The sequence below is a fragment of the Nonomuraea sp. bgisy101 genome (genome assembly GCF_057708945.1).
On sequence record NZ_JBYITD010000005.1, the window covers coordinates 237,866 to 262,859 of the forward strand.

Consider the following 24,994-nt stretch of genomic DNA (forward strand, 5'->3'; position numbering starts at 1 on the left):
GGGCTCCAGACGATGACGACGCAGAACATCAGGGCGGCGCAGCGCGAGCAGACCAGGCGGACCCTGCTCCACGAGAGCCGGCGGCTGTTCGCCTCCCGCGGCTACGCCGACGTCGGCCTGTCGGAGATCGTGCGTGCCGCGGGCGTCACCAAGGGCGCCCTCTACCATCACTTCGACAGCAAGACCGAGCTGTTCCGCGCCGTGCTCGAGCAGGTGCAGCACGAGGTGGGCGAGCGCGTGGCCGCCACCGCCGACGCCGAGGACGACCCGTGGAGGCAGCTCGTGGCCGGCTGTCAGGCCTTCCTCGCCGCCAGCGCCGACCCCGACGTGCAGCAGATCATGCTCATCGACGGGCCCGCCGTCCTCGGCTGGACCGAATGGCGGGCGCTGGACGAGGCCGCCTCGGCCCGCCACCTGGCCGAGGCGCTGACCGAGCTGATGGCGGCGGGGGTGATCGTCGAGCAGCCGGTCGCGCCGCTGACCAGGCTGCTGTCGGGGGCGATGAACGAGGCGGCGCTCTGGCTGGCCTCCACCGCCGACCCGGGCGACCTCGCCGACACCCAGGCCGCGCTGTCGCGGCTGCTGGACTCGCTGCGCCGCACCTCCGGCTCGACCTGATCGCGCACGGCCGCGCCGTGGTCACCTCGGTCGGCGGAGCAGCTGTGCCAGCGGCGTCAGCACCGCGAACGCCAGGATGGCCAGCACCCCGGGATAGAGCATGTCCAGCCGGGTGCCCGGCACGATCGCCGCGGTGACGACCGCGAGGCCGAAGGCGCCGCCTACCTGCAGCGAGCTGTTGAGCAGCCCGGCTGCGAGCCCCTGCTCGTGGTCGGCCACCCCGCTGGTGCCCGCGACCATCAACGCCGAGATGCTGAGCGCGAAGCCCAGCCCCCAGAGGAAGGACATGGGCAGCAGGATCCACAGGTCAGGCTCCGGGCCGATGCCCAGCATCAGCAGGTACGACGGGATGAACGCGAGAAGCCCGGCCATCAGCACCCTGGTGACGCCGAAACGGTTCATCAGCGCCCCGAGCTTCGGCCCCATGACGACCACCATGAGCCCCGCGGGCAGCAGCACCAGCGCCATCTGCCACGGCTGCCACCCGTGCAGGTTCTGCAGGTACAGGGCGAGCAGGAACTGGAATCCCATGGCGCCGCCGTACAGCAGGGCCGCGCTGAGGTTCGCGGCGACCAGGCCGCGGTCACGGAAGATGCCCAGGCGGATCAGCGGCTCCCTCACTCCGCGCTCGATCACCACGAACGCGGCGAGCAGCAGAGCCGAGAGCGCGAACCCGCCCATCGTCCGCGGCGACGTCCAACCGGCGTCCGTCGCGGCCGACACCGTGAAGACCAGCAGCAGCATCGCGGCCGGCAGCGTCACGGCGCCGCCGACGTCGAGCCGTGACTGCTCGGTGCGCGGCGGGTCCGCCGGGAGGTACCGCAGCGCGGCCACCAGGATCAGCACGGCGATCGGGATCGGCAGCAGGAAGATGGCCCGCCAGTTCAGCGCCGCGAGCAGACCGCCCACCAGCAGGCCGGACGAGTACCCCGACGCCTCGAAGACGTTGAAGATGCCGAAAGCCCTGTTCCGGTGCGGGCCCTCGGGGAAGGTCGTGGTCAGCACCGACATGGCCGCCGGCGCGGTGAACGCCGCGGCCATGCCCTTGACGAAGCGGGAGACGATCAGGAGAACGCCGTCCTCGGCGAGCGCCCCGAACAGCGACACGATCGCGAACACGGCCATCGCGGCCACCAGCACCCGCCGCCGGCCGAACAGGTCAGCGCACCGCCCGCCCAGCAACAGGAATCCGCCGAACGCCAGGATGTAGGCGCTCGCCAGCCACTGCGCGCCGGCCGCGCTCATCCCGAACTCCTCCTGGATCTCGGGTATGGCCACAGCGATCATCGAGATGTCGAGACCGTCCAACAGGATCACTCCGCTGCTGATGAGCAGCGCGATCCACCATCTGGCCGGCCAGCGCGGAGAGTCCTTCCCCGCAGCCGGCGTCGCGACGGCACCGCCGTCTGAGGTCAAGCCGGTTGACATGTCCTACCACCCTCCGGGACGGTGTACGGCTTCCGCGCACGGGCCACCGGCTGGGAGCTCGCTGCCTGGCCTGACGTGCGCGAAATGTTTGCTCAGGGCGCGACGTTAAGGCTTGACATCGGTTGGAAGGTCAACGCCAGGCAGGGTGGTCGCATGTTGATCGGGGAGTTGTCCCGTCGTACGGGGGTCAGCTCGAGGCTGTTGCGGTATTACGAGGCGCAGGGACTGATCACCGCCCGGCGCGACTTCAACGGCTACCGCAGCTTCGACGAGGACTCGGTGATCACCGTGCGGAAGGTGCGCGCGCTGCTGAACGCGGGCCTGTCCACCGAGGTGATCCGCGTCGTCCTGCCGTGCACCCGGGGCGGCGAACCGGAGTTCGACTGGTGCGCGGACCTGCGGGCGATCATGGACAGGGAACTGGCGGCCATGGACGAGCGCATCGACGACCTCCAGCGCAGCCGGGGCGCCCTGGCCGGCTACCTGTCCCAGCCCTGACCGCGCGGGTCGTCCCGTTCCTGACGTATGCGGGCCGTGGGCGTCCGGGCATTCGCGGGCACCCTCGACACGACTGCATCGGCGTGCGATCGCCCGGGCGGCCCGCGTCGGGCCGCAGGGCCTGGGTAGGTGGCGGGGGGAGAGGAGGCGGCATGCCGCGACCTGACCGTCCTGTGATCATCCACGTGCGGACCAACCTCGGCCTGGTCCCGGGCGTCGAGCGGCTCGGCGGCGCGCTGCTCGACGCGGGGCTCGCCGAGGCGCTCGGCGCGAGCCTCGGCCCCGTCGTGGAGGCGCCGCCGTACTCGCCCGACCGCACCCACCCGAGCCGGCTGCTCAACGCCGACGCCATCGCCGACGTGGCGCTGCGCCAGGCCGGGGCCGTGGCCGGCGTGCTCGACGCGGGCGCTTTCCCCGTCGTGCTCGGCGGGGACGACAGCGTCATCTTCGGCAGCCTGCTCGCGCTGCGCCGCAGAGGCGCCTACGGCCTGGTGTTCCTCGACGCGCACACCGACTTCTACCCGCCCGAGGACTCGCCGACCGGTGAGGCGTCGGACTCCGAGCTGTACCTCGCGTTCGGGCTCGGCACGGACCTGATCGCCGGCCTGGACGGCTCCCGGCCGCTCGTGCCGAGCCGCGCCGCCGCCGTCATCGGCCACCGCGACCTGGACGAGCAGCGGGAGACCGGAGCCGCGCTGCGCGCCACCGACGCTCTCGTCATCTCCCTCGCCGAGATGCGGGAGGCGGGAGCGGAGGACACGGCGAGGCGGGCGCTCGCCCATCTGGACGGCGCGGGCGTCGAGGGCTTCCTCCTCCACATCGACGCGGACGTGCTCGACGACGTCCTGATGCCGGCGGTCGACTACCGCCTGCCGGGCGGGTTCAGCCGGCGGGAGTTCGCCGTCGTGGCAGGGACGCTGCTGGCCGACGAGCGGATCAGGGGTCTCGACGTGACGATCTACAACCCCGCGCTCGACCCCGGCCGTGTCGCGCAGCGCAACCTCACCGGCTGCCTGCTCGACGCGTTCGCGCACGCCGACGCCCTGCCACCCCGCTAGCCGGGGCGCAGCGCGGTGACGAAGGCGGTGAGCAGGCGGGCGAACTCGCGGCGGTCCCGCTCCGGCCACGCGCTCATCGCGTCGCCGAACACCTGGCGGCGCAGCCTGTGCACGTGTTCGGCCTGCTCCACACCCCGCTCGGTGAGCTCCAGCGTGCTACGCCTGCCGTCGGACGGGTCGGCGACCCTGCGCAGCAACCCCTCCTCGACGGCCCTGGCGACCAGGCGGCTGGCCCGCGGCTGATCGACGCCCAGCCGGTCGGCGATCGAGGTGACGGTGGCGCCGGGCTCCTCCTCCACCGCGTCGACCACCCCGAACAGCGCGGGATCGAGGCCGCCGCCGCCGAGTCTGTGCAGGCTGCGACGGCTCTGACGGCGGCGGATCTCCACCATGGCCCGCTCGACGGCGGCGACCGGTTCATCCATGCTTGCCATTCTACATGTAGTTGTACATATAGTTGTCATAAGACATGCACCTATGGAGGACACATGGAGAACATGGACAAGCCCATCGGCTACTGGATCAAGCACCTGCACGCTCTGGTCGAGGGCTCGCTCGACGACCTGCTCGCGGGGCAGGGGGTGACGCGCCGCCACTGGCAGGTGATGAACGTCCTGTTCAAGCGGCCGCGCAGCGTGGCCGACCTCGACGCCGAACTCGGTCCCTTCCTCAGCGAGGAGGAGCCGTCGCTGAGGCCGTACGTCGAGGCGCTGCGCGGGAAGGGCTGGCTGACGCCGGCCGAGCCGGTCGACCTCACCGAGGAGGGACGGCGGGCGCACGCGGCCCTGCTGGAGCAGGTCTCGGCCACCCGCGCGAAGGTGACGGACGGGATCAGCCCCGAGGAGTACCGGTCCACCATCGATGTCCTGACCAGGATGTCGGCCAACCTGGGCGGCTGAGGCCGGTCACAGGCCGAGGACGACCCGCCCGCCGGTCTCGGGCCGCCCGCGCCCGTCCCTGCTCCGCGCGGGCGGCGCCGGAGCTCAGCGCGCGACGCCTTCCAGCGCGGACCTGATGCGGTCGACGTCGCCGCGCTCGGCGGGCGGCAGCGGCGCGCCGACCGACGCCCGCAGCGCACTCGCCTCCTCCAGCAGGCGCAGCCCCTCCTCCGCCGCTCCTTCGAGGGCCGCGACGCCCGCCAGCCCCTCCTGGGCCAGCGCGACGGATCGCGGATCGCCGATCTCGTGCGCGGCGGCGAGCCCCTCCAGGTGCAGCGCCCTGGCCTGTACGGCGTCGCCGCGCCGCTCGGCCACGAAACCGAGCTCGGCCAGGATCAGCGTCACCCCGTAGAACGGCACGCCGTAGTCGGCCTCCAGCCGCCTGTTCCACTCCAGCGACTCGCGGAAGAGCCGCTCGGCGGTGTCGAGGTCGCCCGAGCGGCGAGCCACGAGGCCCAGCCCCACGCGGGCGAACTCCTCGGCGAACCGGTTCGACTGCTCGGCGGCCAGCCGCATGCCGCGTTCGTGGAACTCCCGGGACGCGGCCAGGTCACCGGTCAACAGCGCGATCCTGCCGAGGCTGGACAGCCGGTACGACACGTCGGTCCACAACCGCAGGTCCTCGGCCACGCGCAGCCCCTCGCGGTGCAGGCGGCCGGCCCGCTCGTAGTCGCCGGCGATCTCGGCCAGGTAGCCGAGCTGGTCGGCGGCCTGCGACTGCCCCCACCTGTCACCGAGCTCTCCGAAGAGCGCCATGCTCTCCGTGCCGCTCCGCTCCGCGGCCGCGAAGTCGCCCTGGAACGTCGCCAGCTTGGCCAGGCCGGCAAGCGCGGCCGCGGCGCCCCACCGGTCGTCGAGGGCGCGGAAGCCGGCCAGCGCCTCGCCGAGCAGCGGCCCGGCCGCGGCCACGTCGCCGAGATGCAGGTAGGCGTGCGCGACGAACCAGCGGGACCTGGCGTCGGGATACTCCTTCACCTCGGCCCTGCCTGCGCCCACCAGCATGGCGAACCCGACCTCGAGAGCCGACCCCGCGTCCGTCGCGGCCAGATGGCGGTGCGCCTCACCGTGCCTGCCGCGCAGGTACCGGTACCAGGCCAGAGCGTGTGCCAGCCGCCTGGAGCCGGTGACGGCCAGCAGGTTGAGCACCTCGTCGTCGAGCCGCCGCAGCCACTCGCGCTGGGTGGGTCCCTGCAGGTGCGGCCGCGCCCGCTCGGCCAGCTCGACGTAGTAGGCGTCCCTGCGCGCGAACACGGGATCGTCCTCGTCGAGGAGGGCGAGGCAGTAGGCGGCGATGCTCTCCATGAGGCGGTACCTCGGCGGGTCGGCGACCACCATGGACCTGTTGACCAGTTGGTCCAGCAGATCCAGGTCCACGCCGGAGGCCTCGGCCGCCTCCGCCGTGCAGCCGCCGGGGTGTGCCGCCAGCGCGCACAGCGCCGCCCGCTGAGGTTCGGTGAGCTGATCCCAGCTCCAGTCGATCACCGCCCGCAGGGTCTGCTGCCGGGCGGGACGCCCCCTGCCTCCGGCGGCCAGCAGGCGGAAGCGGTCGTCGAGCCGCTCGGCCACCCCGCGGACGCCCAGCGCGCGCACCCGGGCGGCGGCCAGCTCCAGCGCCAGCGGCAGGCCGTCCAGCCGCGCGCAGATCGCCTCGACCCACGGCGCGCTCTCGGCGTCCATGGTGAAGCCGGGCGCCGCGCGGGCGGCGAACAGCTCGACCGCGTCGGCAAGGCCGAGCGGGGCCACCGTGTACAGCGACTCGCCGGGAACGGCCAGCGACTCCTGGCTGGTGGCCAGCACGCGCAGCCCCGGCGCGGTCCTCAGCAGCAGGGTCGTCAGCTCGGCGACCTGCTCCACCAGGTGCTCGCAGTTGTCCAGCACCAGCAGCAGCTCCTGCCCGCGCAGGGCGTCGGCCAGCCGGTGCGCCAGGGCCGCGGGGGGCATCCTCGGCCGGGAGCCCGACGCGGTCTCGTCCCTGATGCCCAGCTCGGCGGCCACCCTCTCGGCCAGCTCGCCCGCGGCGCCCGCGAGCTCGACCAGCCACACGCCGCCGGGGTACGTGGGGTCGGCGGCGGCGGCCAAGGCCAGCCTGGTCTTGCCGACCCCGCCGGGTCCCGTCAGCGTGACCAGCCTGGAGGAGTCGAGCAGGGCCCGTACCCGGGCGACCGCCTCCTGCCTTCCGATCAGGCCGGTCAGCTGGGCGGGCAGGTTCGTGCGGGGACGCGCGGCCGAGGTGGCGGGCGTGGGCACGGGGGCGAGCCCCTGATCCTGCCGCAGGATCGCCTGGTACAGCGCGGCCAGTTCGGGGCCGGGATCGAGGCCGAGCTCGTCGGCCAGCCGCTCGCGCAGCTCGGTGTAGCCGGCCAGCGCTTCGCTCTGCCGTCCCGACCGGTAAAGCGCGCGCAGGTGGGTCGCGCGCAGGCGTTCGCGCAGCGGGTGCTCGGCCACCACCTCCCCGAGCTCGTCGGCCAGCCTGCTGTGCTCGCCGAGCGCCAGCCGTACCTCGGCCTGCTCCTCCACCGCGGTCAGCCGCTGCTCCTCCAGGCGGGTGGCGGCGGCGCGGGTGAACTCCTCGTCGCGGAACTCGGCGAAGGCGGGCCCGCGCCACAGCGCGAGCGCGTCGGACAGCAGGTCCGCCTTCGCGCGGGGGTCGGCGGTCGCGCGGGCGCGGTCGAGCAGGCCCGCGAACGTCAGCGCGTCCACCTCGGCGGCGCGCAGCACGTAGCCCGCCGGCTGGAAGACCACCAGGTCGCGGCCGTCCCGCCCCAGGGCGCGGCGCAGCTGGGAGACCTTGGTCTGCAGGGTGTTGGCCGGGTTGCCGGGCAGTTCCTCGCCCCACAGGTCGTCCAGGAGCCGGTCGGCCGGCACCGGCCTGCCCTCGTGGACCAGCAGGTCGGCCAGCAGCGCGCGGACCTTCACCTCGGGGACCCGCACCGGCCGCCCGTCGTCGGCCCACACGGCAAGGGGACCAAGCACTCCAAATCGCACCAGGTCACGCTACCCCCAGCCGGCACCGCCGATTCGACGCTCCCGTGGCCGCGGCCGAGAGCAGGCGGTCGATCGCGCCGTCCTCCGCCTCGACGCGGGCACCGGGAGTCCGTGCCGGGCCCGACCTCGCGTGAGAGGCCGGGCCCGGCACGGGGAGTCGGTGGAGGCTCGGCGAGGGAGCTGTGCGAAAGGCCGGCGAGGTCAGAGCCGGTGGAAGAAGGCGAGGACGTCCTCGGCGAAGAGGTCCGGCTGCTCCAGGGCGGCGAACGTGCCGCCCCGCTCGTGCTCCACCCAGCTCACCACGTTGTTGTCCCGCTCGGCGAAGCGGCGGATCGGGCGCAGGATGTCCTTCGGGAACACCGAGACGCCCGTGGGCACCGTGGCCGGCTTGAGCTCCCACTCCACCGAGGTGTCCTCCGAGGTGTCGGGTGTCTCCACGAACGAGCGGGCCGCCGAGCCCGCCGTGTTCGTCAGCCAGTACAGCATCACGGTCGTCAGCAGCCGGTCGCGCGGGATCCCGCCGTCGCTCCACTCGTGGAAGACGCCGGTGAACCAGGCCAGCAGGGCGACGGGGGAGTCGGCCATGCCGTACGCGAAGGTCTGCGGGCGGGCGGACTGGATCAGCTTGTAGCCGTACTGCTCGGTCATGTACCGCTCGCGGAAGGCCATCCGCTCCTGCTCGACCTCGGTGAGCCCGTCGAGCTCGCCCGGCAGGCCCAGGGGGAAGCAGATGATGCCGTTGCCGTGCATGCCGACCACGCGTTCGGGGGCCAGCACGCCGACCTCGCGGGAGATCCAGGTGCCCCAGTCGCCGCCCTGCACGCCGAAGCGGTCGTATCCGAGCCTGGTCATCAGCTCGAGCCATGCGCGGGCGATGCGGGTGGAGCCCCAGCCGATCTCGCTGGTCCGGCCGGAGAGGCCGTAGCCGGGCAGCGACGGGATCACCAGCGTGAAGTCGGCCGACAGGCGCTCGATCACGTCCAGGTACTCCACGGGGGAGCTCGGCCAGCCATGCGTGATCAGGAGGGGCAGCGCGTTGGGATTGGCGGATCGTAGGTGCAGGAAATGGACGTTCTGCCCATCGATCTCGGTGGTGAACTGGGGGTGCGCGTTCAGCTCCGCCTCGGCGGCGCGCCAGGAGTAGCCGGTGCGCCAGTGCTCGACGAGGTCGCGCAGATGGTCGAGGGGCACGCCGTACTGCCAGCCGAGCCCGGGGACCTCGTCGGGCCAGCGGACCCTGTCGAGCCGCTCGCGCAGGTCGTCCAATGCGGTCTGGGCGATGTCGAGACGGAAGGGCCGGATGTCGTTCTGTCGCAAGACGTTCTCCTCCGATGTTCGGTACGCTGTACCGTACACCATACGGTTGGATGGCACAACCGGCCGGTACCCCCGCGTAGGGTGAACGCCATGATCCATGTCATCCCCGCCGGCACGGTGTCGGCCGAGCAGCCGGCCGCCCGGTACGCCGTCGTCACCGCCTCGACCGGCGATGATTCCCTCGTGCGGCCCGGCTTCGCCAGGGCGGGGGAGAGCCGCAGGGCGCACATGCTCGCGGTCAACGAGCGCCTGGGATTCGTCGCCCACCGGCGCACCCACGCGTACCAGTTCACAATGGAGAAGCAGTGAACACCACCGCCGACCACGTCCACGTGCCCACCACGACGGAGAGCACGCGAACCGTCCTCTACGTCCACGGCCACGACGAGCGGGAAGCGGCCGGTCTCGGCTGCCGCGTGGTGGAGGTCCGCCCCGCCGCGCCGAAGGACGTGGCCGCCGCCTACCAGGCGCTGCTCGACGAGGGCACGCCCGCCTCGCGGATCACGCTGGCGGGCGAGGGCTCGGGGGCCGCGCTCGCGCTGGAGGCCCTTTCGCTGCTCGGCCCGCCGCCTGCGGGCGTGATCCTGCTCGCACCGGCCGAGGTCACCCCGCCGCCCGTCCTGCCGCCGCTGCTGATCCTCACGGATGCCGCCTCCGCGGATGTCGCCGCCGAGGATGCCGGGGCCGTCGACGGCCTGGTGGCGGCGGTCACGAGAGCGGGGGGAAGCGTCCGTGTGGAGTCTCACCCGGACCGGGCGTCCCGTACGGCCAGGGCCGCCGCGTGGATCGCCGACCCCGTCAGGGAGTTCGCGGTGCCCGCCGCGGGGCCGTACGCGGTCACCGCGGGACCCGACGACGCGCTGTGGTTCACGCTCGTCGGCCAGGGGGCGATCGGCCGCAGGGCGGCCGACGGGGCGGTCGCTACCTACCCGGTCGGGGCGGGACCGACCGTGATCACGCAGGGGCCCGACGGGGCGCTGTGGTTCACCGAGTACCAGGGGCACGCGATCGGCAGGATCACCGTCGAAGGCGAGGCCAGGTCCTTCGCGCTGCCGACCGCCGGAGCAGGGCCGTTCGGCATCGCGCAGGGGCCCGACGGCGCGCTCTGGTTCACCGGGACCAACGCGGCCCTGGTCGGACGGATCACCACCGACGGCCAGGTCACCGAATACCCGCTGCCGGTGCAGGGCGCCTTCCCCTCGGCGATCGTCGCCGGCCCCGACGGCGCGATGTGGTTCGCCATGAACCAGGCCCACGCCGTCGGCCGCATCACGATGGACGGCCGGATCGAGGTCCACCCACTGCCCACCGAGGGCGCCGCGCCGGTGGGGATCACCGCAGGCGGCGACGGCGCGCTGTGGTTCGTCGAGATCGGCGCGGGCCAGATCGGCCGGATCACCGTCGACGGCGACATCACCGAGTTCCCGCTGCCGGACAGGACGGCCCGCCCGCACGCGATCACTCTGGGCCCCGACGGCGCCTGCTGGTTCACCGAGTGGGGCGGCAACCGCGTCGGCCGGGTCACGCCCGATGGGCGCATCACCACCTACGACCTGCCCACCCCCGCGTCGGAGCCGCACGGCATCGCCGTGGGAGCCGACGGCTTCCTGTGGGCCGCCCTGGAGACCGGCCACCTGGCAAGGATCGAGGTGCCCGAGGAGGCGTGACGGCGTTGACCCGGCCGCGTCCTGGGGGTACTCGGGCGGAGTGCGTTCACCTGGCCGCGTCCAGGGGGTGTTCGAGCGGAGCGACGGCGTTCACCCGGCCGCCTCCTCGGGCAGCAGGTGCGCGAGCAGGAGCTTGATCAGCAGGAGGGGGGCGACCCAGGCGAGCACGCCGGGCACCGCCACCATCGCCGTGGTCCAGACGAGCGCGAGCGCCGTGGCGGCGAAGGCGGCGGGCCTGCGCAGCGGAAGCGGGACCGCCGTCACCGCCAGCGCCGCCACCAGGGCGGAGGCGTAGATCGCGGCCGCGGCCGTCCAGGTGAATCCCGGCACCGCCCACGCCAGGACGAACGGCTGCACGTGGATCGCCACGAAACCCACGTGGTGCACTCTCGTACGGCCCTGCCGGTGGAACCAGAGCTTGGCGGCGCGGGTGGCGTTGACGACGGCTCCGCCGTACAGGTCGAAGGCGACGACCGCGATCACCACGAGTGCGAGCGGCGGCAGGCCCGCGGTCGAGGCCAGCGCGACCGCCAGGGCGCCGCCCGCGAAGGCGGTGCCGAACGACAGCACCGCCTCGCCCCTCGTGGCGCCGGGGGCGATCAGGCGTTCGGTGAGCGTCAAGCTCTGATTCCTTCCACGCAGACGTCGATGACGGGCCCGGCCAGCTCGGCGAGTGGCAGCGCGGGGTCGACGAGCCACTGCAGCAGGCAGCCCTCGATGGCGGCGACGACGACCACCGCGTGCTCAGGGCCGATGCCCGCGCGAAGGGCTCCTTCTCCGGCCGCCTGCCGCAGCAGGTCCTCGATCACCGCGCGGTGGTCGCGGTAGACGGCGGCCATGTCGAGCGGCGGCCCCGACGCCCACAGGTCCACCAGGACGCGGGCGTGGTCGGGGTGGGCGGCCAGCATCGCCACGACCCGCCGTACCAGCGTCGCGAGCCGGTCGAGCGCGGGACCGGGGCCCAGGCCTGCGAGCACGTCGGCGGACAGGGCGGCGTAGGACTCGAAGGCGGCCCGCAGCAGGGCGTCCCTGCTGTCGAAGTACAGGTAGACGCTGCCCTTGGCGATGCCCGCCTCGGCCGCGACGTCGTCGATGCGGGACGCGGCGAACCCCTTGCGCGCGAACACCCGCATCGCGGCCGCCAGGATCTCCTCGCGGCGCGCGGCGCGGTCCACTCTCTTGGGCATGCCCGTATTATGAATGACCGGTCAGTCATTATCAATGTGTGCGGTGATCTCCTTCCACGCCTCACGGGGCAGCTCGTGACCCGCGCCCTCCACGGTCAGCAGGCGAGCCGACGGGATCTCTCTGGCCAGCGCCTCGCCGTTGCCCAGCGGGAAGAACGGGTCCGCACCGCCGTGAACGACCAGCGTGGGCACCCGGATCCCGCCCAGCCGCTCGCGCCAGCGCTCGCCGTGGTCGATGAAGGCGAGGTTGACGGTGGAGGCGTGCGGATCGCGATGGCGCTCGGCGCGTCGCCTGGCCGCCGCCTCGTCGAAGGCGCCCTCGCCCGCCATGATCCGCTCGAAGCCGACCAGGTGCTCGATCACCGCCGGGCGATCCGACCAGTCAGGGCCGTTCATGACGGCTTTCATGACCCGCTCGGCGTGCTCGGGCAGGTCGGGGTCGGCGGGCCCCGGAGCGGTCGGCCTGGTGGCGACCAGCGTGAGGGAGGCGACGAGCGCGGGGTGGTCCAGGGCGAGCAACTGGGCAATCCAGCCTCCCGTGGAGAGGCCGACCACGTGCGCCCTGCTCGCGCCGAACACCGCCGGCAGCGCCGCCGCGTCGGAGACGAGGTCCCGCAGCGTGTACGGCGGGGCCTGCGCCGGGTAGCCGGTCGACAGGCCGGAGTCGCGCGGGTCGTACCTGATGACGAACCGGCCGAGGGCGCGGCAGAACTCCTCCGGCCACGACAGCAGACTGGGGCCGACCAGCAGGACGGCAGGGTCGGCAGGCTCGCCGAAGGTCTCCACGGCCAGCCTGACGCCGTTGACTTCCACATTCATCGTGTTCATGCCCCACCGACGAACGGGGTGGCCGCGGACAGACAACCGTCAGCCGGAGATCTCCGCCAGCCGTCCACGCAGGTACCGGCGGTCGGCCTCCTCGCCCGCCAGCTCGATCGCCTGCCGGTAGGCCTGCGCCGCCTCGGCCCGCCGGTCGAGGCGGCGCAGCAGATCGGCGCGGGTGGCGGGCAGCAGGTGATAGCCGTCCAGGCCGGTCAGCGTCTCGATCAGGTCGAGACCCGCCTGCGGGCCTTCGACCATGGCGAGCGCCACCGCCCTGTTGAGCTCCACGACGGGGGAGGGAAGCAGGCGCGCCAGCGTGCCGTACAGCAGGAGGATCTGCCGCCAGTCTGTCTCGCCGGCGCTCGCCGCGGTGGCGTGGCAGGCCGCGATGGCGGCCTGCAGCTGGTACGGCCCGGGGCGCCCGCGCGCCAGGCACGCGTCGAGGACGGTGACGCCCTCCTCGATCTGGGCACGGTCCCACAGGCCGCGGTCCTGGCGGTCGAGCGTGACGAGCACGCCCTCGCCGTCGAGCCTGGCCGCCCGTCTCGCGTCGTGCAGCAGCATCAGCGCCAGCAGCCCGCCCGCCTCGGGCTCCCCTGGCATGAGCCCGGCCAGCAGCCTGGCCAGCCTGATGGCCTCGTCGCACAGGCCGTGCGCGGTGTACCCCTGGTTGAACAGCAGGTACAGCACGCCCAGGACGGCGTCGAGTCGCTCGGGCAGCAGGTCGGGAGGCGGCACGGCGAACGGGATCGCCGCCTCGCGGATCCGGCGCCTGGCCCTGACGAGCCGTTGCGACATCGTGGACTCCGGCACCAGGAAGGCGCGGGCGATCTCCTCGGTGCCGAGCCCGGCGAGACTGCGCAGGGTGAGGGCGACCTGCGCCTCGAACGGCAGCGCCGGATGGCAGCAGGTGAACATCAGCCGCAGCCTGTCGTCGGGGAAGTCGTCCACCTCGGGCTGCGGCCCCTGCTCCGTCGCGGCGAGCTCGCGGAGCTTGGCGGCGCCCACGGCCCGCCTGCGCAGCCGGTCGGTGGCCCTGTTGCGGGCGGTCACGGTCAGCCACGCGCCGGGCCGGTCGGGGACTCCCTGCCTCGGCCAGCGCTCCATGGCCGTGGCGAAGGCGTCCTGGGCGCACTCCTCGGCCAGGTCCCAGTCGCCCGTCACGCGGATGAGGGTGGCGACGACCTGCCCCCATTCGGCGCGGAAGACCGCTTCGATCATGGCCTGCTGCCGTGCCGCGGCGTCCGTTCCGGTCATGGCGCTGTCATGGCTCCCAGACGGGCCTGATCTCGATCTGCCCGAAGCGGGCCGACGGGTGCTTGGCGGCGATCTCGATGGCCTCGTCCAGATCGGCGCACTCGATGATGACGAAGCCGCCGATCTGGTCCTTGGTCTCCGCGAACGGCCCGTCCGACCGCAGCACGCGGCCCTGCCTGACGCGCACGGTGGTGGCCTCGGAGCTGGGCCGCAGCCCCGCCCCGCCGCGTACCACGCCCCGCGCCTCCATCTCCTCGCTCCAGCCGCCGCAGCCCGCCTCCTGCTGGTCTTGCAGGACCTGGGGCGGCGCCGAGGCGTCGAAGCCGATCATCAGTACGTACTTCACGATGCCGAGCCTACTGTCAGGGGCCGGCCTCGTCGGGTGCCGCTCAGCGCAGGTCGCGCCCGGCGACTTCGGCCGTCCCCGCAGGCCGAACGGCGCCATGGCGATTCCGGCCGTCACCCGCGCCTGCCAGGCGCGGCCGTTCACCGGCGGAAGGAGCGGCGGTAGGCGGCGGGCGTGGTGCGCAGGGCGTCGTGGAAGCGCCTGCGCAGATTGGTCGCCGACGACAGCCCGACCCGCGCCGCGATCGTCTCGACCGGCAGGTCGGTCTCCTCCAGAAGCGCCTGCGCCGCCGCGACGCGCCGCACGAGCAGCCACCTGCCGGGGCTGGCGCCGAGTTGCTCGGCGAACCTCCTGGCCAGTGTGCGCGGGGACATCCCCGCCCTGGCCGCGAGGTCGTCCACCGTGAGCGGCTCGTGCAACCGTTCCGCCGCCCAGTCGAGGACGGGGGCCAGCGAGTCGGAGACCCTGCCGGTGACGGGCGTCGCGGCGTACTGCAACTGGCCGCCCTCCCTGTGCGGCGGCATGATCATGTGCCTGGCCACCTGCGCGGCGTAGGCGGCCCCGTGGTCGGCGCGGACCAGTTGCAGGCACAGGTCGATGCCCGCGGCGGTGCCCGCGCTCGTGGCGACGTCTCCCAGGTCGGCGTACAGGATGTCGGCGTCGACCTCGACCAGCGGGAAGCGGGCCGCGAGCTCGGCGGCCATCCGCCAGTGGGTGGTGGCCCTGCGGTGGTCGAGCAGTCCCGTCTGGGCCAGCAGGAAGGCGCCCGAGCAGATGGAGACGAGGCGCGCCCCTCGACCGTGGGCCCGCAGGAGTGCGTCGACGACGGCCGTGGAGGCGGGCTCGCCGGGCCGCTGCCAGCCGGGGACGACGACGGTGTCCGCGCCGTCCAGCGCCTCCAGGCCCGCGGCCACGTGCATGTCGTAGCCGGCCAGGGTCGGCACGGGCCCGGGATGCTCGGCGCAGACGCCGAAGTCGTAGCGGACGTCCAGCCCCGGCCGGCGCACGCCGAAGACCTCGGCGGCGCAGGCCAGCTCGAAGGTGGACTGCGGTGGCAGGACGAGCGCGACGACCTGGTGAACGCTCATGGCAGGAAAGTACCGCAAGATGTCAATCCAGACACTGGGCCGGGGGAGTGGGGCCGCCGAGGATGGTCGCCATGGATCACAAGGACAACGACATGCGCGTGCTGCACGTGGACGAGGTGGAGGCCGTGGAGGTCGTCCCGGGGATCGTGAGGCGGCGGTTGCCGGCCACCGAACGGGCTCGCGGCTGGATGTACGACTTCGCGCCTGGGACCGAATGGCCTGAGGTGGACCTGCACGAGGGGGAGGAGCGCTACTACGTGGTCTCGGGCGAGTTCATCGACAACGGGCACCGGCTCGGCCCCGGCAGCTACGTGGTGTTCGGGCCGGGCAGCACGCACCGCCCGCGCACGGAGACCGGCGCCCGCATGCTCGGCATCAGCATCCCGCCAGGCTGACCCGCCGCCCGCCACCAGGCCGAAAATAATCTACTTTGTAAAGGCGCTAGCCTGGGTCGGTGGCCCTTCCCTACCTCACCCTGGCAACCCGCACCGAGCACGAGACCGAGGTCAAGAGGTCACGGTTCATCTGCGCGATGGCGCCGGCGCCGAGCGTGGAAGCCGCCGCCGAGTTCATCGCCGAACGGCGCAAGCTGCACCCCGGTGCCACCCACAACTGCACCGCCTACGTCATCGGCCAGCGGCTGCAGAAGGGTGACGACGACGGCGAGCCCGGCGGCACCGCGGGCACGCCGATGGTCCAGGCGCTGGTGGGGCGGGGGTTCAACGACGTGGTCGCCGTGGTGACGCGCTACTTCGGCGGCGTGCTGCTCGGCGCCGGCGGCCTGGTCAGGGCGTACGGCTCGGCGGTCACCGAGACCCTCGACAGGGTGGATCCCGTGCGGATGGTGCCGGCCAGGCTCGTGCGGGTGTCGGTGGGGCACGAGCAGGCCGGGCGGCTGGAGAACGACCTTCGCGCGTCGGCGTACCCGGTGCGCGAGGTCGGCTACGGTGCCGAGGTGTCGTTCTCGGTGGCCGTCGGGGAGGATCAGGTGGCCGCTTTCACCGACTGGGTGGCCACGCTGACCGCGGGCAGGGCCGTGGTCGCGGTGGAAGCGGCGATCCACGTCCCCGAGACGTGAGGGCTCAGCCCTCCAGCGCGTACTGCATGACGCGGAACTTCGTCTGCGCCTCGGCGAGCTCGCTGGCGGGATCGGAGGTGCCCATGATGCCGCAGCCGGCGAACAGGCGGGCGCGGTGGCCTTCGACGATGCCCGAGCGCAGGGCGATGCCCCATTCGCCGTCGCCGTGGGCGTCGATCCACCCGACGGGTCCCGCGTAGCCGGCCCTGTCCATGCCTTCGAGTTCGCGGATGAGCCTGATGGCGGTGGGGGTGGGGGTGCCGCCGACGGCCGCGGTGGGGTGCAGGGCGGCGACGACGTCGAGGACGGAGGCGCCGTCGGCGAGGGTCCCGGTGACGTGGCTGGCCAGGTGCTGGAGGTTGGGCAGGACGAGCAGTTCGGGCTCGTCGGGCACGTTGAGCCTGGCGGCCAGCGGGGTGAGCGCCTCGCGGACGGAGGCGATGGCGCATTCGTGTTCGTGGCGGTCCTTGGTGGAGGCGAACAGGGCCGCGCCGCGGGCGATGTCGTCGGCGGGGTTGGTGCCGCGAGTGGTGGTGCCGGCCAGGACGAGGGATTCGATCTGCTGGCCGGTGCGGCGAATGAGCAGTTCGGGTGTGGCGCCGACCAGCCCGGCGACGGAGAAGGTGTAACAGTCGGGGTAGCGGTCGGCCAGGCGGGTGAGCAGCAGGCGGACGTCGATGGGGTGCTGCGCGGTGGCGGTCAGGTCGCGAGCCAGTACGACCTTCTCGAGTTCGCCTTCGCGGATGCGCCGGGAGGCGCGGGCGACGATCGTCTCCCACGCCGGGGCGGTGAGGCTGCCGTCGCCGTAGCTGATGCGTCCGGGGTCGGTGATGGGGGTGGGCGGCTCGGCGGGCGCCGGGTCGCCGATGGTGGTGATCCAGGCCTGCCCGCCGCGGCGGGCCAGCACCGTGCGGGGGATGACGAGGGTGGAGCCTGGTGAGTTCTCGTCGAAGGTGAACGTGCCGAAGGCGACGGGCCCGATGCCGCCGTGGGTGTGGGCGTCGCCGAAGACGGAGGCGAGCCACTTGCGTGCCCATGCGAAGCGGTCGGGGCCTGGAGGCACCGTGACCTTGGCGGCTTCGCCCCATCCGGCGAGACCCTCGCCGTGCCTGATCCACGCGTAGGGTGCGGTGGAGGGCAGGCTGGAGAGCAGATTGCCGGGGTCCCCGATCGGGATGGTGCGAACCGGCAGAGGGCGGGTTATTCCGAGCGCGACACTCACTCAAGACATGCTATGCCGGAACTGAACGTGTTCGATTCAGGCCCCCCGTCATGCCCTACCTTAGGGGAAAATTCGGACACCCAGTGGTATAGGGCTCAACCTGCTTGTGTCAAGGCTCGATAGGAAGTGGGTCCGGGTCGTGGCCTGGCCTGGCGGCGGTCCCTACCTTGGTGGCCATGATCCTTCGCGTCCTCGCCGCTGTGATTCTGGTCTCCGGATCCGGACCCGCCGCGGTGGAGCCGGTGCCCGGGGTGATGGCGGCGTTGGGCGATTCGGTGAGCGCGGGGTTCAACGCCTGCGGCTGGTACGTCTCGTGCACGTCGCGCTCGTGGTCGGCGGGCGACAACGCGCAGGTGCGCAGCCACTACCTGCGGCTGGCCGAGCGGGGTCCCGGGTTGCAGGGCCACAATCGCAACTTCGCCTCGCCGGGATCGACGAGCGCCGACCTGATGGGCCAGGTGGACAAGGCCGTCGCGGCCAAGGCGGAGTACGTGACGATCCTGCTGGGCGCGCAGGACGCCTGCGTGCGCACGGAGGAGACGATGACGCCCGTTCCCGTGTTCAGGCAGCGGGTACGGGCGGCGATGGGCAGGCTGCGCGCGGAACTGCCGCAGGCGCGGGTGTTCGTGGCGAGCATCCCTGACCTGCGCCGGTTGTGGAGGGTGGGCAAGGACAGCGCGATCGCGCGGACCTTCTGGGGGCTGGGCAGGATCTGCCAGACGATGCTGGTCAACCCGACGTCGACCAAGCGCGCCGACGTGCAGCGGCGGGCGCGGGTGCGGGCCAGGGTGATGGAGTTCAACGAGGAGTGGGCGCGGGCGTGCGCGGCGTACGGCCCGCAGTGCCGTACGGACGGGGGAGCGGTGTTCTCCTATCCCTTCACGCTGGATCTGGTGAGCAGGTGGGACTACTTCCACCCGAACGCCGACGGGCAGCGGGTGCTGGCCGACATCACGTTCAAGAACGGGTTCGACTGGTCGGACGACACTCTCTGAGCATGGTCGCCTTGTCGGCTCTGGTGACGGCGAGGCCGTATCTCAGCACGACCTGGGCGAAGCGGACGGCGTAGGCGCAGCGAACGCGGCGCTGGGGCGGCAGCCACGCGGCGGGCCCCGAGCCGCCCTTGGCCTCGTTGGTGTCGCCGTCGACGGGCAGCAGGTTGAGGGGGTCGTTGGCGAAGCGCAGGCGTTTGGCGGGTGGCCAGCGCGTGGCGCCCATGCGCCAGGCGTAGGACAGCGGGACGACGTGGTCGACCTGGATGTCGTCGGCGCGCTTCTTGCGCCAGACGATGGTGCGCCCGGTGTAGGGGTCGTCGAGGTTGAGCGCGACGACGTCGCAGGAGGAGCCCTTGCGGTAGGACAGGTCGTGGCCGTCGCGGGCGAGCAGGTCGTCGCGGGTGCGGCAGCCGTTGCCGGCGTAGGGCAGGTCGGTGGCGGTGTCGGCCCAGTTGGCGCCGTAGCGCTCGCGGGTGTAGCCGGTCTTGGGGCCCATGCCCCTGACGCGTAACCGGCTGATGAGGTTTCGGGCGTCTGTCCTGTCGTCCGCGCTGGTGATGGGGGCCAGCCCTGGGCGGGTTCCGTCGGGGTTGTCGAGCGGGGTGGCGGCGGCGGTGGCGGGCTGACCGGGTTGGCCGGGGTGCCTGCCCAAAAGCGCCGCGAGGAGTACGGCGGCGGCCAGCACGGCGACCGCGTCCCGAGTGCTCAAGTGGCTCCTCCCGGCCATCCATGGGCACAGACTCAATGAATTCCCGCTTAGCCGGGATTTGACACGGTGACGGCCGTCTCGGGGGCTGATGGGTGATGGAGGAGTGGCCAGGGCGCCTGGCGTATCTGGTGGCCACGGTCCTCGCGGCGCCGTCGGCGGTCCTGGCGGGGATGTGGCCTCATGCGGTGGCCGACGTGGCCGTCAGCGTGCCGGCGGGGCTGGGGGCCGCCGGGGTCGGTGGCGCGATGGCGATCGCCATCGGGTGAAGCGCGAGTTACTGTGTAATCGTGTAATTGACTCGGGAGGTCTCGTATGTCCGATCCCCTCGACGCCTACTCCCGCACCGTCTCCTCCGTCGCCGCCGAGCTGATGCCCAAGGTGGCCAGCGTGCGCGCGGGCAGGGGCAGCGGCTCGGCCGTGGTGTTCACCGCCGACGGGTTCCTGCTGACGAACGCGCACGTGGTGGGTTCGTCCCGGTCGGGGACCGTGGCCTTCGGCGACGGTTCCGCCGGTGATTTCGTCCTCGTGGGCCGCGACCCGCTGTCGGATCTGGCGGTGATCAGAGCGCAGGGGACGACGCCGCCGCCCGCCGTCCTCGGCGACAGCGACGGCCTGGTGGTGGGCCAGCTCGTGGTGGCGGTGGGCAACCCGCTGGGCCTGGCGGGTTCGGTGACCGCGGGAGTGGTCTCGGGGCTCGGCCGGTCGCTGCCGGTGGGTGGGCGGCTCATCGAGGACGTCATCCAGACCGACGCCGCGCTCAATCCCGGCAACTCCGGCGGAGCGCTGGCCGACTCGCAGGCCAGGGTGGTGGGTATCAACACGGCCGTGGCGGGGGTCGGCGTGGGCCTGGCCGTACCCATGAACTCCACCACACGGTCGATCATCGCCGCGCTGATCAGCGACGGCAGGGTGCGGCGGGCCTTCCTCGGGCTGGTGACCTCGCCCGCGCCGCTGCCCGAGGCGCTGCGGGCGCGGACGGGGCAGCGGCAGGCGCTGCGGGTGATGGAGGTCGTGTCGGGCTCGCCCGCGGCGCGGGCGGGGCTGCGGCCTGGCGATCTGGTGTTGAGCGCGGGACGCAGCCCCGTGGGCGACGCGCAGAGCCTTCAGCGGCTGATGTTCGCCGAGGCGATCGGGCGGCCGTTGCCGATCACGGTGTTCCGCAACGGCGCGCTGGTCGACGTCATCGCTGAGCCGGTCGAGCTGGAGACGGTGTGACGGCGGAGGCCGGCTCGCCGGAGGGCGAGGCCGCAGGTTGCGGTGCGGGAGCAGGCGCGGCCGCGGCGGGAGCAGGCTTGACGTAGGTGCCGTTACGGCGGGCCAGCAGCTCCTCCAGCAGGGCGTCCCACTGGCCGCCGACGGATTCCACGTCGTAGGTGGCGGCGGTGGCCAGAGCCCCCTGGGCCAGCCGATGCCGCAGTTCCTCGTCCTCGATGACGCGGATGAGGGAGGCGGCGAGGTTGGCGTTGGTACGCGGCTTGACCAGCAGCCCGTCGACCTCGTGGGTGATCATCTCCTTGGGGCCGTGAGGGCTGTTGAAGCTGACGATCGCCAGCCCCTTGGCCATCGCCTCCAGGATCGTCATGGGGAAGCCCTCGTGGCGGGAGCTGAGCGCGAAGATCGAGGCTCTCTCCAGCTCCGCGCCCACGTCCGTGGTGGGTCCCGGCAGCTCGATCTTGTCCTGCAGTCCGGCCTCGGCGACCTGGGCGCGCAGATTGTCCTCCTGAGGCCCCGCGCCGAAGATCCGCAGGGTCCAGTCGGGGTGGGCGGCGGCCACCGTCTCCCACGCGGTGATCAGGCGGTGGAAGCCCTTGAGCTTGGTCATCCTGCCGACCGCGACCACGACCTTGTTCTCCAGCTTGGAGATCTCGCCCGTCATCGGCGGCACCGCGTTGGGGATGCGGGCCAGCTTCCTGGGCTTGCGCCGCAGCGTCTCGCGATAGTCGCGCATGTCGGCCTTGGTGAGGGTGACCAGCGCGTCGAAGGTGCGGTACCGGCGCTTGATCAGCTCCTGCACCTCCTCCGGCTGGCCCTGCAGGGCCACGTGCTCCTGACCGATGGTGATGACGCTCGGCAGGGCCAGCTGGGCCAGCGCCAGGTTGAGACCCGGCCTGGTGGCCATGATGACGCCGGTGTCGACCGAGCGGATCCATCTGGCCAGCTGCAGGTCGGTCCACAGGTTGAAGCGGTGGTAGGCCGCCTCCTGCGGCGGGATGAGCTTGCTCGGCATCTTCGACAGCCTGCCGCGCAGGCCGGTCCGCGGCGCGAGCCGGTCGTCGAGGAAGTGGAACCTCACCCTCGGGTCGACGGGGAAGAACGGCTCCTCCGCCTCCTTGAGGATCGAGACGATCTCCACGTCGCGCCCGGTGGAGGCCAGGTAACTGGCCAGATTGAAGACCGTTCTGATAGTGCCGCCCATGCCGTACGCGTGCAGGAGCAGGATCCTGATCTGATGCGTGGACGGTGGTGGCGCGGCGCGTTCGCGCCTGCGGTTGTTGGCCTCGAACAGCCGGTAGACGGCCGCCTTGCCCTTGCCTGCCAGTGCACGCACCTGTGGGAGTCCCCTTCTCGTCAGCTTCCGGGCTCACGCGCTTGACTGTCCCCGTGGCGCGTTCCCCCGCTTTCGCCCTTTAGACGCTCCAATGGTGGAGAAGGTTGCAAAGTCTGAACGTCAGCTGTGAAAGATCCGTTCCATTGAGAGATCGATGGCTTTCTCCAGTTGTGTGTCGATGCCCCGGGCATAGTCCTGCGGTGTGATATCGACCTCTAGGTCCGGATCTGTTCCGTAATTCTCCACCCTCCTGTCTCCTTCGATAAAGGTGAAGGAATACTCCGGCTGGGTGGTGAGCGTGCCGTCGGCCAGGCGGTGCCGGGGCCAGATGCCGATGACCCCGCCCCAGGTGCGCTTGCCGATGAGCGGGCCGAGGCCGAGCAGCTTGAACGTGTGGCTGAAGATGTCGCCGTCCGAGCCGGCCCACTCGTTGGTGATGGCCACCAGCGGGCCGCGCGGGGACTCCGGCGGGTAGGGCTCGGCGTCGCCGCGGCGCGGATGCTCGTATCCGACGCGGCGGCGGGCGAGCTTGTCGAGCAGAAGCGCGGAGATGTTGCCTCCGGTGTTGAACCTGACGTCCACGATGAGGGCGTCGCGGTCGTACTCGGCCAGGTAGCCGCGATGGAACTCGCCGAAGCCCGTGGTGCCCATGTCGGGGATGTGGACGTATCCCACGCGGCCCGCACTGCGGTGATGGCAGCGGGCGCGGTTGAGGTTGACCCAGTCGCGGTAGCGGGCGGGCTGCTCGTCGGCGATGGCGCGAACGGTCGCGGCGAAGGTCCTGCCCTGCCTGGACAGCGTGAGCTCCACCTCCTGGCCCGCCTGGTTGACCAGCGCCTGGTTGGGGGTCGTGTTCTCGCCGACGGGGATGCCGTTGACGGCCAGGAGCGCGTCGCCCTGCCGTACGTCGACACCGAGCCTGTTGAGCGGCGAGGTGGCCGCCGGATCCCACGGGTCGCCCTGGACGATGCGGCCGATGACGTAGGCGCCGTCACGATACTCCCAGTCCACGCCGAGCTTGCCCTGGGCGTAGTCGGGGCCTGGCCGGTACTCACCGCCGCTCTCGTAGGCGTGGCTGGTGCCGAGCTCGCCCTGCAGCTCCCACAGCAGGTCGGAGAACTCGCCTCGGGTGGTGACGCGGTCGAGCAGCGGCAGGTAGCGGTCGTAGACGGCCTGCCAGTCGAGGCCCGCCATGTCGGCCGACCAGAAGTTCTCCCACTGCAGCCGCCAGGCCTCGCGGAACATCTGCCGCCACTCGGCCTCGGGGCTGAGGGAGACCTTGACCCGGGACAGGTCGATCCACCCGCTCTGCCTGGTGTGTCCCTCGTCGTCGTCGGGGACCTCGGTGGCCTTCAGCAGCCGCAGCCTGTCGCCCGCGCGGTACAGCAGGCTCTTGTGGTCGGCGGCCAGCACGAAGTCGCTGACGTCGTCGGCGAAGGACTCGTTCTTCTGCTTGTCGAAGTCGAACAGGTGCAGCGCGCCGTCGTCCGCCTCGATCGGGCTGGACAGGATCAGCACCTTGCCCTTGAGCCCCGCCAGCCGCTCGTACCGGCCCTCGGGCAACGGGAACGCGGTGATCCGGTACGGCAGGCGCTCCACGTCGACGACCAGCCCGCCGGACTCCTCGCCCTCGCCCTCCTCACCTTCATCGTCGTCCTCGTCGTCCTCGTCGTCCTCGTCGTCCTTGGCGGTGAGCGGCCGCGGCCGGGGCACGAACGGTGAGGGCACGTCGTCGCGCAGGGCGATGGCGTAGGGCTTGGTGCCGAGCGGGAAGCCGAGGTCGAACTGCAGCGCGTCGTAGACGGGACTGAAGACGCGCTGGCCGATGAAGTAGAGGTAGTCCCCCGAGGGGTCGAAGGCGGGCCCGAAGTCCTTGAGCACCGGGTGCGTCGCGGTCACCGTGCGGCCCGTGGACACGTGGTGCATCCTGATCGCGGTGTGCTGGGCGCTGGTGGGCGAGGCGTAGGCGAGCCAGCGGCCGTCGGGCGACCAGGCGGGGTCCTCGACGGCGGCGTGCGGGTTGGCCTCGACGAGGGTGGCGGTGCGCTGGGCGAGGTCGACCACGTGAAGCTCGTGGCGGTGATTGGTCAGCGCGATCAGCTCGCCGGCGGGCGCGGCCACCAGGTCGGTGACGCGTCCGGTGTCCAGGTGGTCGAGGCGGGTCTGGTTCCTGCCGTCCAGCAGGACGAGCACCTCGCGGTCGCCGTCGTCGCTGACGGCGGCGACCAGGCCGCCCCCGCTGGTCCAGGTGAGGAAGCGGTATCGGGCGCCGTCGACCTCCCCGTGCTGGTGGACGGGCCCCTCCCAGCCGGCGAAGGTGTAGGCCTTGCCGCGGGTGGTGATCGCCAGCGCGCTGCCGTCCGGGCTCGGATGGGCGCTGTCGAGGTACTCGGCGGCATCGACGAAGCGCCGGTTGCGCTGGGTGCGCGAGCTGGCCAGCAGCACCTCCACTCGCCTGGTCTCTCCCTCCGGCTCCAGCACGTAGAGGTCGCCCGCCGCGTGGTAGACGAGCGTGTGGCCGTCGCTGGACAGGTTGCGCGCGTAGTAGTCGCGGTGGTCGGTGTGCTTGCGCAGGTCGGAGCCGTCGGGCGCGCAGGAGTAGACGTTGCCGGTGCCCTCGTGGTCGGACAGGAAGCAGACCCGTTCGCCGCTCCAGCACGGCGAGGCCAGGTTGCCCGGCAGGCTGATCAGCCGCCGCCAGTCGCCCTGACCCGTCGGGTCGATCCACAGGTCGCCGACCGTGCCGCCCCTGTAGCGCTTCCACCGGGCGGGGTCGGCGGTGTTGCGCCCCAGCACGATCATGTCCCGCGGTCCGTGGCTGATGCTGGTGGCGGGCCCGTACGGCAGGCGCTCCGGCGTCCCGCCGGGCCGTACCCTGTGCAGCCAATTCTGGCCCTCGAACGGCTGCTGGCCGTCGCTGGCGTACAGCACCCTGTCGTGCGAGTCCCAGCCGGTGACCGTGCAGCGGGCGCCGTGGAAGGTGACGCGCCTGGCCGCGCCGCCGCCCGCGGGCATGACGTAGACCTCCTCGGGGCCCTCCTCCCTGCCGACGAAGGCGAGCTGGTCGCCGCGCGGCGAGAAACGGGGGTATCCGGCCTCGGCCAGCCCAGCCGTCAGCCGGAAGGCCCGGCCGCCCTGGGCGGGGACCATCCAGAGGTCGTCCTCGGCGGCGAAGACGACGACGTCTTTGAAGATCGCTGGGAATCGCAGGTAGGCCGTCATGGTCGCTCCGT

25 protein-coding genes are annotated in these 24,994 nt (G+C 72.3%); 11 read left to right on the plus strand and 14 right to left on the minus strand.

Annotated features, from left to right (window positions below; genetic code table 11):
- The first annotated feature begins 12 nt into the window (after nt 1-12).
- Complete coding sequence (locus AC3EO4_RS11775) at nt 13-618, plus strand: TetR/AcrR family transcriptional regulator (protein WP_379568341.1); 606 nt, start codon at nt 13-15, stop codon at nt 616-618.
- 21 nt (nt 619-639) lie between these two features.
- On the opposite strand, the gene AC3EO4_RS11780 is transcribed toward AC3EO4_RS11775, so the two are convergent.
- Nucleotides 640-2,046 (minus strand): MFS transporter, encoded by a 1,407-nt coding sequence (locus AC3EO4_RS11780; RefSeq protein ID WP_431895335.1) that lies wholly within the window; start codon nt 2,044-2,046, stop codon nt 640-642.
- 153 nt (nt 2,047-2,199) lie between these two features.
- Between AC3EO4_RS11780 and AC3EO4_RS11785 the strand changes: the two genes are divergently transcribed.
- A complete protein-coding gene (locus AC3EO4_RS11785; RefSeq protein ID WP_379568337.1) occupies nt 2,200-2,544 on the plus strand; it encodes a MerR family transcriptional regulator in 345 nt (114 codons plus the stop codon).
- 152 nt (nt 2,545-2,696) lie between these two features.
- Nucleotides 2,697-3,602: an arginase family protein gene (locus tag AC3EO4_RS11790; RefSeq protein ID WP_379568335.1), complete on the plus strand. Its 906-nt coding sequence runs from the start codon at nt 2,697-2,699 to the stop codon at nt 3,600-3,602.
- Here AC3EO4_RS11790 and AC3EO4_RS11795 read toward each other — a convergent pair.
- Nucleotides 3,599-4,027 (minus strand): MarR family winged helix-turn-helix transcriptional regulator, encoded by a 429-nt coding sequence (locus tag AC3EO4_RS11795; RefSeq protein WP_379568333.1) that lies wholly within the window; start codon nt 4,025-4,027, stop codon nt 3,599-3,601. The genes AC3EO4_RS11790 and AC3EO4_RS11795 overlap by 4 nt on opposite strands.
- Before the next feature lie 63 nt (nt 4,028-4,090).
- Between AC3EO4_RS11795 and AC3EO4_RS11800 the strand changes: the two genes are divergently transcribed.
- Nucleotides 4,091-4,501: a MarR family winged helix-turn-helix transcriptional regulator gene (locus AC3EO4_RS11800; protein WP_379568331.1), complete on the plus strand. Its 411-nt coding sequence runs from the start codon at nt 4,091-4,093 to the stop codon at nt 4,499-4,501.
- 84 nt (nt 4,502-4,585) lie between these two features.
- On the opposite strand, the gene AC3EO4_RS11805 is transcribed toward AC3EO4_RS11800, so the two are convergent.
- On the minus strand, nt 4,586-7,525 hold the full coding sequence (locus AC3EO4_RS11805; protein WP_431895338.1) for an AfsR/SARP family transcriptional regulator: 2,940 nt from the start codon (nt 7,523-7,525) through the stop codon (nt 4,586-4,588).
- A gap of 201 nt (nt 7,526-7,726) precedes the next feature.
- Nucleotides 7,727-8,842: an epoxide hydrolase family protein gene (locus AC3EO4_RS11810; RefSeq protein WP_431895340.1), complete on the minus strand. Its 1,116-nt coding sequence runs from the start codon at nt 8,840-8,842 to the stop codon at nt 7,727-7,729.
- A 90-nt stretch (nt 8,843-8,932) separates the two neighbouring features.
- On the opposite strand from AC3EO4_RS11810, the gene AC3EO4_RS11815 reads away from it, so the two are divergent.
- Together AC3EO4_RS11815 and AC3EO4_RS11820 are read left to right on the plus strand one after the other, a co-directional pair.
- Nucleotides 8,933-9,151, plus strand: coding sequence for a hypothetical protein (locus AC3EO4_RS11815; protein ID WP_431895342.1), 219 nt, complete (start codon nt 8,933-8,935; stop codon nt 9,149-9,151).
- Nucleotides 9,148-10,509, plus strand: coding sequence for a virginiamycin B lyase family protein (locus tag AC3EO4_RS11820; protein ID WP_431895344.1), 1,362 nt, complete (start codon nt 9,148-9,150; stop codon nt 10,507-10,509). The genes AC3EO4_RS11815 and AC3EO4_RS11820 overlap by 4 nt, the downstream gene beginning before the upstream one ends.
- 90 nt (nt 10,510-10,599) lie before the next feature.
- Here AC3EO4_RS11820 and AC3EO4_RS11825 read toward each other — a convergent pair whose 3' ends face one another.
- From AC3EO4_RS11825 to AC3EO4_RS11850, 6 genes are all read right to left on the minus strand, one after another.
- On the minus strand, nt 10,600-11,130 hold the full coding sequence (locus AC3EO4_RS11825) for a hypothetical protein (protein ID WP_431895345.1): 531 nt from the start codon (nt 11,128-11,130) through the stop codon (nt 10,600-10,602).
- The gene (locus tag AC3EO4_RS11830; RefSeq protein WP_379568319.1) at nt 11,127-11,696 is read right to left on the minus strand and encodes a TetR/AcrR family transcriptional regulator; all 570 of its coding nucleotides are present in this window, start codon (nt 11,694-11,696) and stop codon (nt 11,127-11,129) included. Before AC3EO4_RS11830 ends, AC3EO4_RS11825 begins: the two co-directional genes overlap by 4 nt.
- A 21-nt stretch (nt 11,697-11,717) precedes the next feature.
- The gene (locus tag AC3EO4_RS11835; RefSeq protein ID WP_431895347.1) at nt 11,718-12,524 is read right to left on the minus strand and encodes an alpha/beta fold hydrolase; all 807 of its coding nucleotides are present in this window, start codon (nt 12,522-12,524) and stop codon (nt 11,718-11,720) included.
- 39 nt (nt 12,525-12,563) lie between these two features.
- Nucleotides 12,564-13,775, minus strand: a complete 1,212-nt coding sequence (locus AC3EO4_RS11840) for an RNA polymerase sigma factor (protein WP_431895349.1) — start codon at nt 13,773-13,775, stop codon at nt 12,564-12,566.
- A gap of 7 nt (nt 13,776-13,782) precedes the next feature.
- Nucleotides 13,783-14,121: a YciI family protein gene (locus tag AC3EO4_RS11845; RefSeq protein WP_431895350.1), complete on the minus strand. Its 339-nt coding sequence runs from the start codon at nt 14,119-14,121 to the stop codon at nt 13,783-13,785.
- A 140-nt stretch (nt 14,122-14,261) separates the two neighbouring features.
- Nucleotides 14,262-15,209 carry a helix-turn-helix domain-containing protein gene (locus AC3EO4_RS11850; RefSeq protein WP_379568311.1) on the minus strand — a complete coding sequence of 316 codons (948 nt, stop codon included), beginning with the start codon at nt 15,207-15,209 and terminating at the stop codon, nt 14,262-14,264.
- Between the two features lie 71 nt (nt 15,210-15,280).
- On the opposite strand from AC3EO4_RS11850, the gene AC3EO4_RS11855 reads away from it, so the two are divergent.
- Together AC3EO4_RS11855 and AC3EO4_RS11860 are read left to right on the plus strand one after the other, a co-directional pair.
- Nucleotides 15,281-15,604 carry a cupin domain-containing protein gene (locus AC3EO4_RS11855; protein ID WP_379568309.1) on the plus strand — a complete coding sequence of 108 codons (324 nt, stop codon included), beginning with the start codon at nt 15,281-15,283 and terminating at the stop codon, nt 15,602-15,604.
- Between the two features lie 59 nt (nt 15,605-15,663).
- A complete protein-coding gene (locus AC3EO4_RS11860) occupies nt 15,664-16,287 on the plus strand; it encodes a YigZ family protein (RefSeq protein WP_431895351.1) in 624 nt (207 codons plus the stop codon).
- 4 nt (nt 16,288-16,291) lie between these two features.
- Here AC3EO4_RS11860 and AC3EO4_RS11865 read toward each other — a convergent pair whose 3' ends face one another.
- Nucleotides 16,292-17,509 (minus strand): isochorismate synthase, encoded by a 1,218-nt coding sequence (locus AC3EO4_RS11865; RefSeq protein WP_431895352.1) that lies wholly within the window; start codon nt 17,507-17,509, stop codon nt 16,292-16,294.
- 176 nt (nt 17,510-17,685) lie between these two features.
- On the opposite strand from AC3EO4_RS11865, the gene AC3EO4_RS11870 reads away from it, so the two are divergent.
- A complete protein-coding gene (locus AC3EO4_RS11870; protein ID WP_431895353.1) occupies nt 17,686-18,504 on the plus strand; it encodes an SGNH/GDSL hydrolase family protein in 819 nt (272 codons plus the stop codon).
- On the opposite strand, the gene AC3EO4_RS11875 is transcribed toward AC3EO4_RS11870, so the two are convergent.
- Complete coding sequence (locus AC3EO4_RS11875) at nt 18,467-19,213, minus strand: HNH endonuclease family protein (RefSeq protein ID WP_431895355.1); 747 nt, start codon at nt 19,211-19,213, stop codon at nt 18,467-18,469. The genes AC3EO4_RS11870 and AC3EO4_RS11875 overlap by 38 nt on opposite strands.
- 95 nt (nt 19,214-19,308) lie before the next feature.
- Between AC3EO4_RS11875 and AC3EO4_RS11880 the strand changes: the two genes are divergently transcribed.
- Complete coding sequence (locus AC3EO4_RS11880; RefSeq protein WP_431895356.1) at nt 19,309-19,479, plus strand: hypothetical protein; 171 nt, start codon at nt 19,309-19,311, stop codon at nt 19,477-19,479.
- A gap of 46 nt (nt 19,480-19,525) precedes the next feature.
- On the plus strand, nt 19,526-20,428 hold the full coding sequence (locus AC3EO4_RS11885) for a S1C family serine protease (RefSeq protein ID WP_379568299.1): 903 nt from the start codon (nt 19,526-19,528) through the stop codon (nt 20,426-20,428).
- On the opposite strand, the gene AC3EO4_RS11890 is transcribed toward AC3EO4_RS11885, so the two are convergent.
- Nucleotides 20,394-21,761, minus strand: coding sequence for a glycosyltransferase family 4 protein (locus tag AC3EO4_RS11890; protein WP_431895357.1), 1,368 nt, complete (start codon nt 21,759-21,761; stop codon nt 20,394-20,396). The genes AC3EO4_RS11885 and AC3EO4_RS11890 overlap by 35 nt on opposite strands.
- 120 nt (nt 21,762-21,881) lie before the next feature.
- Nucleotides 21,882-24,983 carry a S41 family peptidase gene (locus AC3EO4_RS11895; RefSeq protein ID WP_431895359.1) on the minus strand — a complete coding sequence of 1,034 codons (3,102 nt, stop codon included), beginning with the start codon at nt 24,981-24,983 and terminating at the stop codon, nt 21,882-21,884.
- Between the last annotated feature and the right edge of the window lie 11 nt (nt 24,984-24,994).